Annotated in this window: 12 protein-coding genes; 3 read left to right on the forward strand and 9 right to left on the reverse strand. The window is 54.8% G+C overall.

All coding sequences use genetic code 11. The annotated features are described in order from the left end of the window. Position 1 precedes the first annotated feature (1 nt). Positions 2 to 1,180, reverse strand: coding sequence for an FAD-binding oxidoreductase (locus tag QY332_06255; GenBank protein ID WKZ37534.1), 1,179 nt, complete (start codon positions 1,178 to 1,180; stop codon positions 2 to 4). A gap of 142 nt (positions 1,181 to 1,322) precedes the next feature. Continuing rightward, positions 1,323 to 2,213 carry a GAF domain-containing protein gene (locus QY332_06260; protein WKZ37535.1) on the reverse strand — a complete coding sequence of 297 codons (891 nt, stop codon included), beginning with the start codon at positions 2,211 to 2,213 and terminating at the stop codon, positions 1,323 to 1,325. A 72-nt stretch (positions 2,214 to 2,285) separates the two neighbouring features. Here QY332_06260 and nadD point away from each other — a divergent pair, with 72 nt between their 5' ends. Next, positions 2,286 to 2,891 (forward strand): nicotinate-nucleotide adenylyltransferase, encoded by a 606-nt coding sequence (nadD, locus tag QY332_06265; GenBank protein ID WKZ37536.1) that lies wholly within the window; start codon positions 2,286 to 2,288, stop codon positions 2,889 to 2,891. A gap of 40 nt (positions 2,892 to 2,931) precedes the next feature. Further along, positions 2,932 to 4,083, forward strand: a complete 1,152-nt coding sequence (locus tag QY332_06270) for an MFS transporter (protein ID WKZ37537.1) — start codon at positions 2,932 to 2,934, stop codon at positions 4,081 to 4,083. Positions 4,084 to 4,128: 45 nt separating this feature from the next. Here QY332_06270 and QY332_06275 read toward each other — a convergent pair whose 3' ends face one another. The 5 genes from QY332_06275 to QY332_06295 all read right to left on the reverse strand — a co-directional run bounded on the left by QY332_06275 (position 4,129) and on the right by QY332_06295 (position 8,764). Beyond that, entirely contained in the window at positions 4,129 to 5,238 is a 1,110-nt protein-coding gene (locus QY332_06275) for a C45 family autoproteolytic acyltransferase/hydrolase (protein WKZ37538.1), read from the reverse strand. 68 nt (positions 5,239 to 5,306) lie between these two features. After that, positions 5,307 to 6,371 (reverse strand): polymer-forming cytoskeletal protein, encoded by a 1,065-nt coding sequence (locus tag QY332_06280; GenBank protein WKZ37539.1) that lies wholly within the window; start codon positions 6,369 to 6,371, stop codon positions 5,307 to 5,309. Continuing rightward, positions 6,368 to 6,898: a hypothetical protein gene (locus QY332_06285; protein ID WKZ37540.1), complete on the reverse strand. Its 531-nt coding sequence runs from the start codon at positions 6,896 to 6,898 to the stop codon at positions 6,368 to 6,370. Before QY332_06285 ends, QY332_06280 begins: the two co-directional genes overlap by 4 nt. Further along, positions 6,879 to 7,487: a sigma-70 family RNA polymerase sigma factor gene (locus QY332_06290; protein WKZ37541.1), complete on the reverse strand. Its 609-nt coding sequence runs from the start codon at positions 7,485 to 7,487 to the stop codon at positions 6,879 to 6,881. Before QY332_06290 ends, QY332_06285 begins: the two co-directional genes overlap by 20 nt. Before the next feature lie 98 nt (positions 7,488 to 7,585). Beyond that, a complete protein-coding gene (locus QY332_06295; GenBank protein ID WKZ37542.1) occupies positions 7,586 to 8,764 on the reverse strand; it encodes a YibE/F family protein in 1,179 nt (392 codons plus the stop codon). 132 nt (positions 8,765 to 8,896) lie between these two features. Between QY332_06295 and QY332_06300 the strand changes: the two genes are divergently transcribed. Next, complete coding sequence (locus QY332_06300; GenBank protein ID WKZ37543.1) at positions 8,897 to 9,295, forward strand: transposase; 399 nt, start codon at positions 8,897 to 8,899, stop codon at positions 9,293 to 9,295. Positions 9,296 to 9,436: 141 nt separating this feature from the next. Here the strand turns inward: QY332_06300 and QY332_06305 are convergent, their stop codons facing one another. After that, the gene (locus QY332_06305) at positions 9,437 to 10,906 is read right to left on the reverse strand and encodes an aldehyde dehydrogenase family protein (protein WKZ37544.1); all 1,470 of its coding nucleotides are present in this window, start codon (positions 10,904 to 10,906) and stop codon (positions 9,437 to 9,439) included. A gap of 42 nt (positions 10,907 to 10,948) precedes the next feature. Then, positions 10,949 to 11,968 carry an NBR1-Ig-like domain-containing protein gene (locus QY332_06310; protein ID WKZ37545.1) on the reverse strand — a complete coding sequence of 340 codons (1,020 nt, stop codon included), beginning with the start codon at positions 11,966 to 11,968 and terminating at the stop codon, positions 10,949 to 10,951. Between the last annotated feature and the right edge of the window lie 32 nt (positions 11,969 to 12,000).

The raw sequence follows: 12,000 nt of genomic DNA on the forward strand, positions 1-12,000 counted from the left end.
ATCACGAGGATGTATTGCGCCAGATGAAGCCGTAATGATGTTCGCCTTTGAGCAATTCACCGCGTTCGAACCGCAAGGGATCGAATCCGCTGATATCAATGCTTTTTGACGTTCCATCCATGATGAGTTCACTGACACACAAGCCGACGGCGGGGGAGAGTTTGAAGCCGGTGCCGCTAAAGCCGCTGGCAAGGTAATACCCTTCCGGTCCTGCCGCGCCGATAATTGCACGCTGGTCCGGAGTTAAGCCGTCCCTGCCAGCATGGGAGGAATGCAGTGAGCCTTCCTCCATGGCGGGGATGCGCATGCAGATGCGGTCTATGGCGCGTTCCACGAAATCCCTGGCGACATAGCCAGGATCTGCTTCGGGGGATTCTCCAATGCGGCTGTCGTCTTCAAGGGCGATCAAGGTCAGGTCACCAGAATCAGGCCGAAAGTACATGTTGAGTGAACTATCGATCACGGTGGGATGTTCTTCAATATGGGAGGGCCGGCGGACGTGGACAACGTCATGTGTCCATGTGTCAAGCGGGATGTGTACGCCGGCCATTTCACTGACTTTGCCCGCCCATGCACCGGCCGCGTTGATGATGACAGGGGCGGAGAAAGTGCCGCGAGTGGATTTTATCCCAGTGACTTTTCCCGCTGCAACATCAATCCCCGTCACTTCACAGTCCTGCGTGTAGACAGCACCCCGCTCTTTTGCGGCTGACAAAAAAGAATTTGCAGTGAGCGTTGCGTCTGCATATCCTGACTCGGGCTCATACGCCGCGAACTCGATATCGTCTGTTTTAAAGGATGGAGACAGTTTCTTCACATCATCCCCTGTTATCACTTCGGTGGGAATGCCGATTCTTTTGTGCATCTCCACGTTGGCGCGCAGTTTTTTGATATGGCTGGGCGGCTCGATATGAAGGAAGCCTGTGCGCCGGAAACCGCATTCGCCGCCAACCCGTTCGCTCCAATTGTGGAAGTATTGAAAACTTTGCCATGCGAGTCTGGATTCCACTTCCAGGTCGTAGTGCATTCGCACCAGTCCGCTGGAACTGCCGGTGGCGCCAAACCCCACCTGCCTGCGTTCCAGGATGACGGGTTTTAATCCGCGTTCCGCGAGATGGAAGGCTATACTCGTGCCTATGACACCAGCCCCGATTACGATTGCATCAAAATTTTGTGACATGTTTGTTCCTCGAATGAATGGGTCCCTGCATGCGGTTTTTTAACCCAGCCTTCGTGTCATTAGTGGTGCATCCATGATAAAAGGGGTTGTTTGACAGGCCGGGTTTGCAGTTCTGAAAGTTCCGTGGAAATGGACGCCCTAATTAATCCCTGGATCTCATTTTTTTTGCCTTGTCCTTCAGTTCCTGAAAGTATTTTGTATCTGTGATCTCCGCCACCTGGCGCGCCCGGCGCGATTCGTCAATTTCGATTTTCAGTTTGGCAATCTCCTGACGCAGGGAGGCCTCGCGGATATAACCGTCCAGCGCCGCGGTGGCAAGCAGGATCAGGGCTTCCAGCACATCATCATCTGAAAACGGAATGATTTCACCGCTCTCAATATCCTTTGCGTTAATCAGTTGCAGGACGCCCATTACCTGTCCACCCTTGTTTTTAAGTGGTACGGTGAGGAATGATTTGGAGCGATACCTGGTGTTTTCATCGAACGCTTTTGTGCCGGAAAAATCAAACCCATCCGCCCGGTATGCATCCGCAATGCTGACGCGTTGATGGGTTAATGCGGCATGGGAAGCCACGTTCGAGCGGTTCTCACTGCCGTCATCATTGTGCAGCCGCACCGGTTTAAAAGAGATTGCGTTTCCGCTTGTCCCGCCCATGGCCAGGTTGAGTGATGTGTTCCGCAAAATCACAAACTTAAGCGCGTCATCCTCCAGCAGATACAATGTGCCTGCGTCGGCATGCGTGACAGACTGCGCTTCCACAACCAGCGTTTCGAGCAGGCGGTTAAAGTCCTTTTCCGCCGAAAGCGCAACACCGATGGGAATCACCTTTTGCATCAGGCGCAATTGATTATCGCGAAATGTCACGCCGCGCGCCATTGCATCCAGCATGCGCGCCAGTTGACCCAGGTCGCTGGAATCCCTGACCAGATCGCTTAGGAGATCCGACCTGTATTCCCCGGTTTCCACTGCACGGACAGCCTGGATGATCCGTTTAAGTGGAGAAGAGGAGCTAATGACTGTGCGATCTGACATTTTTTGCCTGTAAAAAAGAGTATACCACCAAGGGATGGGGGGGTATGAAAAACTTTGCGATATACTTTGCACATGTCCAACAACACAATTGGTTTTTTGGGAGGCACATTCGACCCGCCCCATATTGGGCACCTCATCCTTGCCGCTGAAGCCGCCCGCCAATTTGAACTCTCACGCCTGCTCTGGGTGCTGACACCGAACCCTCCGCATAAACAGGAAAATCCCATCACGCCGCTCGAGCATCGCCTTGCCATGCTGCAGGGCGTGATCGTGGATAACCCAGCCTTTGAATTATCCGGCCTCGAATTCGACCGCCCCGGTCCGCATTACACGATTGATACCCTCCGACTGCTTGCCAGCCGGGAGCCGAATGCGGACATCCTCCTTTTGATCGGCGGTGACTCGCTTTGGGAACTGCCCACCTGGCGCTTCAGCACGGACCTCGTAGCTGTTGTTTCCAAAATCGGCGTGATGCGCCGCCCCGGCGACTTCAGCGACATTTCCGCGCTTGAAGCGAAACTCCCCGGTGTGACGGAAAAGATCCAGTTCCTAGATGCGCTCCTGCAACCCGTCTCCTCGAGCGAATTACGCCGCCGCATCGCCGCAGGGGAAATGTACCGCTATTACGTTCCGCCATCCGTGTACGAATACATCGAAGCAAATCATCTATATCGTTGATACAAGATGCCATTTGCCAGCCTCCATTAACTGTTATCCCATGTCCATCTTCCTCGACTCCATTTTTTCATCCATCGCCCTCAGCCACTTCATAGTGGACGTATTTAATGCCAGCCGCCCCGTCCTGTTGACCTACCTCGGTTTAAGTGAGTGGGAAATCGCCCTGTTTTCCACCATTTATATCTGGACATCCGCGCTCACACAGCCATTCTTTGGCTGGGTATCAGACCGCATGGGTCCGCGCTGGCTGGCGGCTGGCGGCGTGCTATGGATGGCTGTTTTCTATTCTGCGGCATTGCTATTCCCCGGCGCACTTGGGCTGGGCGCTCTCATCATCGCTGCGCTGGGATCGTCCGCTTTCCATCCGGTCGGCACCGTCCAAGCCACCCTGCGCGGACGCGACCTCCTGAAAGGACGCGAAACCACCGCCGCGTCGTTGTTTTTTATGGCGGGGCAGCTCGGTCATTTTGTTGGACCGATCATTACAGGATTGATTCTCGCTTCGTACAAAGTTCCCGGTTTGTTCATTGTCCCGCTGGTTTCCCTGCCAATTGGATTTGCCCTGCTTCATCAACTGCGCGCCAACCATCCGCACCCGAAGCAGGAACAAAGGGCGGGAATGAATCGCACGCGGGCGGGGATTGCCTTCATCCTTATTCTCGCAATGGTGGCGGCGTTGCAATCCTGGGCGCAGGCAAATATGATCAATCTGCTTCCCAAATATCTGAAGGATTTGGGGCAGGGCGCGACAGTTTATGGAAGCATGGCTGGTTTGTTCATGGGAGGCTCCGCTCTTGGCAATGTGATGGGCGGCTATTTGGGCGATCGCTACTCCAAGCGGTTTGTGGCCTCAAGCGTATTATTCCTTGCCGCTTTCCCAATTTACTGGATCAGCATGATCGGATGGTCGGGATGGCTTTATCTTTTGATACCCCTTGCAGGCACATGTACCGGGGCGGTGCACAGCATCATGGTGGTCTTCGCCCAGCGCATCATCCCCGGCGGGATGGCGCTTGCCTCCGGGCTGATCCTGGGATTCATCTTTTCATCGGGTGCGTTAGGATTGCTTTACACCGGTCATCTGGCGGAATTATATGGTTTTCCCTTTGTGTTGACGTTGACAACCGGCATGGCCCTGCTTGCATCTCCCCTCGCTTTGCTCTTGAAGGAACCTGCAAAACCAGGTATATAAAAGGCCAGACCCTGGGGGAATTGAAAGTCCTCGGGGTCTTTTTGTTTATGCATTCAAATGATACGTATGATACAGATTCTTACAGGGATTTCCCCATGCAAGATGCATCTCGCGTGATGTCAGGTCCATTACCATGGCGCTGATGGTCTTTTCGCGGTCCAGCGGGTCGAGACCCTCGATATTGTGGTTGCAGATCGAATTGGGGATATTGACGTGATCCTTCTGGATGGCTTGCAAACTTTTTATGGTATGTTTTTCCTTTTGGCGGATCAGGCGCGAGGCGCGGAAGTAGCGTACGCGTGAGGAAAGCAGTTCCTCCGGGTCTTTTTCCATTTGTTTCATGTGCGGGTCGAGGTAATGATTTGTATGAATCATGTAACCATCATGAGCATACAGGATCTCGAATTTGCGCGCTGATACTTCAATGGAATAAATCTCACCGCTTTCGTGGATGAGTAAATGGTTATAGCCCGCCGCGCGGTGCGGAACGAGAGTCCGACCGATGGCGCCGGAGATGCGGCGGGAGGCAAGCACGGCGCGGGCAACCACAAGACGCGGGATTCCGATGCGCGAGTCGCCTGGGTACACGGAGTCAATGAGTTGGGCAATGCCATAGGCGTTGAATCCGACATTGGGCAGGAGCCCGCCATAGGTCATGGCAAGATACGGGGGTTCCTTGTCGGGTTTGGCGGAGATGATGAGTACATCGCCTTCGTCTTCGGGGATCCAATCCTCGTTATGCGCAGCAAGGACATGACCATCCGCCGTGCGCTCGTCATTGACGGCCATGCTGGTACAGCGGGTGAGGTGCAGCGCATCCATGGTGACGGCTTCCATCGCGTTCAGCACGACGATGTCATCGAATGGGACATTTGCGCCTTCGGCAATGCCGCGCAGTTCATCCACATATTGCGGGTAGCGTTCCTCAGCGAACGGCAGGTATTTTCGTCCCTGGATTTTTGCGCCGTCCCAGGTGAGTTCGAGGGTGTCGTAGGCGGCGTTGATCAGGATGCGTGCATTTTCGAGACTGTGCTGGATTTGCGGGCGGGCGGCTTCGCCGATCTGGCGCCCCATCTCGAGGTGTGTGCCGGAGACTTCAATAAGGGGCGGTGGGGTGTTGTGAACGGTGGTGTTTGGGGTTTCGTGCTTGAACATGTTTTCTCCAAAATAAAACCGCCCCGGATTTTCTCCGGGGCAGTGGGATTATATCACGGGATGGTGTCTTACGAAGTAGGCGGGATTTCTTCCACCTGCACCGATTGCATATTCCTGCCGGGTACGCCTCGCGTGCCGAACCAGGTCATTGCCACGCCGCCAAGGACAGCCAGTGTCACGAGGAAGGATGCCAGCCAGCCCACACAGGGGATCATGCCAACCAATCCGACCACCAACACAAGCATGAACGTGCCAAAACCGATGGAGAGTACCGGCGCCCAGGTCTGGTTGATGGCTTTGGTGAAGCGGTCGCCGACCTCCTGACCAAGGGCAACCATGCCCAGCAGCCATGCCAGCGGAAGCACCAATGCTGCCAGCAGGGCAATGGGAATGAGGAGGATGGTGACCGCCATGATGACGACCGCCATCGGTACGATAATGACTGCGAGCAGTCCATAGCCGCCCGCCATCAAAGGCTGACTCACGATTGCGCTCCCAACGCGGTCCAATTGGGGCTGCAGGAAGAGTGCCAGTAACATGCCGATGGCTGCAACTGCCAGAGCTCTGCCAAACACACCTGCGATCTCCCAAAGCGGATTTACGTTCACCCTCACATCAGGTACGCCGGGCACATTGGGCACGTTAGGGACATTCGGCACATTGGGGACATCCGGTACATTGATCACAGGAGGAGCATTGGTCGTGATATTGCCACTTACTTCCGCACCGGGCTCCCTTTGCACATTTCCGCCGATGGTGGATATGTCGCCTCTAACCACAGCGGTCTCGGTCAACAAAGCCTGGCCGCCGACGATGACAATATCACCGTCTATCGTACCGCTGATGGTCATATTCCCGCCGACCAAAGCCACATCGCCGTCCACATCTCCATTGATTGTGAGATTCCCGCCGATCAATGCGATGTCTCCATCCACGGAGGCATCTTCCTCGATCATGGCATTTCCGCCAATGACCGCCAGGCTGCCGGTGAGCGTGTCACCGCCTGCCAGCGTGTAGTTCTGCCCAAACAGGAATACATCCCCGCCCGGGCCTTGCGCAGACACAGCGCTGGTGGGTACCATCAGCACTGTCAGCAGGAGGATGGCGCGAACCAAATATTTTTTTATTTTCATGCAGTTGCTCCTTGCGGTTTGCGTGCAAACCGCCATATTGATATGATCCACAAAAGCCCCACCCCCGCCATTGCAGAGAACATCACCATCCAAACATACGGCGGGATGAAACTCGGCAGGATTCGTGCCATGACTCTTAGGATTTCGCTAAATGCCTGCGCCGATGTGAACACGAATAGAAAATAACCGATAGCCGCCGTGAGCCATTCCACAGGTGCGGAGATGAACGCATACACATACGGAGCCGCAAACCAACCAAGCAATCCAACCCCGCTGAATATCAGCACGAACAAGCCCCACAATCTGCGGCGGCGTTCGGCGATCTTTTGGACGGCAAGCCGCCCTTGAAAACGAATCGCAAACCCGGCTGCAGGGGTCACCAATTTTGCAGAACGCAGGGCAAACCCGGTCTCAGCCAGAGCCGAGCAGGCGCGGCACGTCCGCAGATGCACATCCAGTTCGCGCTTCTCCGTTTTGCCCAGGTGTTTATCGTCCAACAGCCAGGTTTCAAAAGGCTGGTGATTCATGATGTCTCCTTTCCATTTCGGCGAGCAGGTCGTCTTCCTGATCCTGCCATGCCCCTGCCAGTTCCTTGCGGGCGCGATGCAGGCGGCTTTTCACCGCGCTGACCGTCAGCCGCAACGATTCGGCGATTTCCTTTTCTGAATAGTCGTACCAATATCTCATGATGATTGCGGCGCGGTCGGTGTTATCGAGATCCTGCAGAAGGGCATGGACGCGATCCTGTGTCTGTCCTTTGATGGATTCTGCTTCGGGGTTGGGGGCATCCACATCGGGGTATTCAAAGGTGTTCCCTTCGTCATCCTCTGCGTCCATCGAAAACATCGAGAATTTTCTGCGGCGTAGTCGATCAATGCAGTAATGGGCCGCAATCGAAAGCAGCCAGGTTGCGAACCGGCGTTTTTGGTCGTAGCGGTACAGGTGCTGGTAGGCGCGCAAAAACGTTTCCTGTGCGGCATCCTCCGCCGATTCAGGCTCGCCCAACATGCGGTAACACAGGTTGAAAACGGGGGTCTGGTAGGTCTCGACGAGCCTGGTAAATGCCTCGTCATCGCCTTGCTGTGCCTGGAGAACCCAGGTCTGTTCTTCGTTCACGTTGCTCCTATGATGACTTTCTACCTTTCTTTACGCAGGAGACGGGGGAAAGGTTGCACGGTTTTGGAGTCGACCAGCTTGCTGGTCGACTCCAAAAATTAATGATGATGCCCCTCCCCGCTTCCCACCGGACCGAGAACCTGCTCCCATTTCCCAAGCGACTCAGCCCTTCGGGCGAGGAAAATGGCAATCGTGGTCGTGATCGGCACGGCGGCGACCAGCCCCAGCGACCCGACCAGCGTCCGCACGATCTCTTCGGCAATGAAGGAAAAATTAACGAGATAGCCGTAATCTCCCTGCCCAAGCGAGAACATCAACATCATCGGCAGGGATGCTCCAGCGTAGGCTAAAACCAACGTGTTGACCGTGGCAGCCACATGGTCCTGGCCGATGCGCATGGCGGCGTTGTACAGTCCGCGAAAACCGAGGTTCGGATTTGCATGGTGCAGTTCAAAGACCGCCGAAGCCTGCGTCGTCACGAGGTCATCCAGCACGCCGAGTGCGCCGATGATCATGCCGCCGAGCAAAAGTCCGCGCAGGTTGATCGGGCTTTCCATTAACTGCATCAGGAACATGACGTTCTCGTCGCCCGAACCGTTGAGTTTTGCAAAGATTACGAACAGACCGGAGAGCGCCCCGGTAAGCAGCAACACCAACACCATGCTGAGCACCGCCGCATGCGTTTTCAACGTCCAGCCGTAGGTGAGGTACAGCGTGACGCCGAGCAGAAGCACCGAGCCAATGATGCTCACGCGCAGGGGATCCTGTCCCGTCAGAATCTGCGGGATGATGTGGCTGATGATGATGTACAGACTGAATGCCATGCTGATCAGTGCGCGGATGCCCTTCCACTGGCTGATGATCACGATGGCGGCCGCAAAAATGAACGCCAGCCACAGGATCGGCGTCGTGCGGACGTAATCCGCAAAGTAGGCGTTGACCACATTGTCCGGCGTCTTACTGATGGAGACCAAAATTTTGTCGCCGGGTTCCAGAAGGTAATCATCCGGGCGCACCTGCCGCCTGCCGTAATCGATCTCCATGGGGATGCCCTCGTACGGTCCCTCCAAAATATTCACGCGTGCGATCTGATAGGTTTGGAAATTCCCGCCCAAATCAATTTGACCTTCTTCGATGATCTGCAGCACTTCCGCACGGACGGTGTCAGCACCAAAGGTGGCGAACCCGTCGCCGGGCAGTTGCACCCGCGTGAGCAGAGTATATGCTAGAACCCCGATGAGCAGTAGAAAAGGAAAGAGCCATGATCTGTTTTTCATGGCTTGGATTATAACCAGTTCCGTAGGTCACGTTTTCAACGTGACGATTTTCGTTAATTTCACACATGTCATGCTCAATACCCGTATCTGGGTACGTAGCGTGACCTACATTGTGTGCCTTATAATTTCCATATGAACTTTCGAGGATATTACATCCCAGGTTCGGCGGTGTTCCTTGCACAGGTCGTTGAATCGCGTACGCCTGTATTTCGAGATTGGAAATTACTCGAACTTCTCCTCGCCACTCTGCGAAATGTGAAACAACTTCACCCCTTCACCATGTTGGGAAATGTTTTCCTGCCTGATCACTACCATCTGTTGATTCGACTTACAGGCGAGAGCACTTTCATCGTCATCCTGCACTCCCTGAAGCCGAATTTCACCAAAGCGTATAAACAAATGCTTGGACTTTCACCGTCTGATTCCATGAAATTCTGGCAAAAGCGTTTTTGGGATCACGTCATCCGCGATGACCGCGATTTTGAAAATCACCTGCATTCCATCCATTACAACCCTGTCAAGCATGGTTAAGTCACTGATTGCATCCGCCCGCTTTTGAGTGGGATGAGCCGAAAGGCGTTGATTGGGGTGAGTAGGTCACGTTTGTAACGTGACATTGTCCATTAATTACACCGTCACGCTGAATACCCGTATCTGGGTACGTAGCGTGACCTACGACTCTCGTCCATACGGATACCAATAATCCTTATCCTCCAGATTGAAATCCCAGTGGACGTGCTTCACCTCGCGGAACTCATCCAGACCGACTTCGCCAAGTTCGCGCGCGCCACCCGAATATTTCATCCCGCCGAATGGACCTGCGTAATGGTCGGTCAGCGGGTCATTGATCCAGATCGTGCCTGCCTTCACGTCATCAAAGAACTGCTTGATCTTCTTCGGGTCGTTCGAGATCAGCACCGCGCCCAAGCCGTATTGACAGTCGTTCGTCAGTTTAATCGCTTCGTCGAAGGTGGTGTATTCCATCAACGGCACGGCGGGACCGAACGTCTCCTCGCGCATGATGACCATGGAATGGTCCACACCCGTCAGCACGGTCGGTTCATGGAAGAAGCCTTTCGAGATATTCTTCGGTCTCCCGCCGCCAACCAAAATCTTCGCGCCGTGTTCCTGCGCATCCGCAATATGACTTTCAAATTTCGCGCGATAGGTATCGCCGATCATCGGTCCCATGTCTGTCGTTGACTCAAGCCCCGAACCCAGCCGCAGGGATTTGACATGCTCCACGATGGCTTCGGTGAACTTCGCCGCACCGCGTCCCGGCAGGTACACGCGTTCGGTGCTGGTGCAGACCTGCCCTGCGTTCAGAAGCGCCGCATACGCTACAGCCTTCGCGGCAATTTCGGGGTCGGCATCCTCTGCAATGACCGTCGCATCCTTGCCGCCGAGCTCGAGATGCAGCTTCTTCATCATCGGTGCGGCGATGGACGCAATTCTTTGCCCCGTCCCCAAGCTTCCCGTGAACGCGATCACAGGCACATCAGGGTGCTTGACCAGCGGCTCGCCTGTTTCGACACCGTACCCCGTCACCACATTGACGACTCCAGCGGGCAATCCATCAAAACAATGTTCGGCAAGGTACAGTGCAGACAGTGGTGTCATTTCAGAGGGTTTGATCACCACCGTGTTTCCCGCCGCGAGTGCAGGCGCGACCTTCCAGGCCAGCAACAGAAGCGGATAATTCCACGGCACAATACAGCCCACCACGCCATATGGTTCCTTGATGATGAAATTGAATTGTGATGATGATCCTGCCGCCAGCACGCTTCCGCGATGATGCCGTCCCAACTCGGCATAATAACGAAAGGTATTCAATACCCATTCAACTTCCTCTTCGTTTTCAGGGAGCGGCTTGCCCTCCTCCAGCGTCAGCAGACGGGCGATCTCTTCACGATGGGCATGGACTTTCTCCGCGACCTCATGCAGGAGACTCGCCCGTTCGTTCGCGCCCTTCTTCCGCCACGCCTCATACGCGGACTTTGCGGCTTGCACCGCCGCTTCGACATCTTCCGGTGTCCCGCGCGGAACACTGTCCACTACCTCCTCCGTGGCAGGATTCTGGACCTGAATTTCCTCCCTCGCATTTCCAGTCATGAACGTGCCGTTGATATACATTGGTCGCATGAGATTCTCCTTCTAAGAATTTAATAAAGCCTGCCACTCTGCCTACGGACTGCCAAAATCCACCACTATATAATCGCCGTACGAACCGTTTGAAAAAAAGGCATGGCCCATACCCATTTCGGATGATTTCTGGTTCAGAATTGCATCGCGGTGGATTTTGTCATTCAGCCACCATGTCATCGCCGCCTGCGGACCGCCGCCGGCATAAATGATCTCCTCCGAATAGGAAGGCGAGTATCCTGATGCAAGGATGCGTGAATATGCGGATGAGCCATTCGAGCCAGTGTGGCTGATCATGCTGTTACAGGCCATGTCCGCGGCGTGCGCCTGGGCGGCGTTAGCCAACAACGGGTTGATCGTCAACCCGGGCAGGCCTGCCTTCACACGCTCTGCGTTGATCAGGGATGCGACCTGATCAACATAGCCCGCGTTCCGGCTGTAATTACAATTCCCGCCTGTCGAAGCGGACGGTGTGTTGACACTGTTCGCGCTGGCGGCTGGTGTCGAGCCGCTCCCCACGGTGATCTTCACCCAAAATGTTTTCTCGATCCCGATCGTTACATCTTTTCCGTTCGGGTCGTTCAGGGTGAAATAACCCGTATATGAGCCGTTTGCCACAGGCGCAGTCAACTCCACCGAGACCTGCACCTTGTCCTTCGCAAGCGTATCCGTTATCGGCGCGGAAAGAGGCGCGCTCATCTGATCGCCTGCAGCATACTTGAGCGTGTATCCGATCCACGGGCAGGTTCCCGTGTTCATGAATTCCCACGTCTTCGTAAATTTTTCACCTGCGTTCACGCGCGTTCCATCTTGGATGGTCACGTCGCGTAAAAGCACCGCACTGTTGGTGCAGTTCGGCGGGATGGTGACCGCGAGTGTGGGTGCCAGCGTGATCTCAGGCGACGGAGTGAGCGTAGGCGGCACATAGCCTGATTTCGTGGGGGCCAGTGTGGCGGTGACGAAATCGGCTTGTGTGGGGGCTGGAGTCTCACCGACTTCGACAGAAATGCAGGAGGATAGGAAAAGAACAAGAACGAGTGTAATTGAAATTATATATTTCATTTTAATTGTCATGCAAGGTATGGATGGTTTTG

Source organism: Anaerolineales bacterium (genome assembly GCA_030583885.1).
In the GTDB taxonomy this organism is placed as follows: Bacteria; Chloroflexota; Anaerolineae; order Anaerolineales; family Villigracilaceae; genus Villigracilis.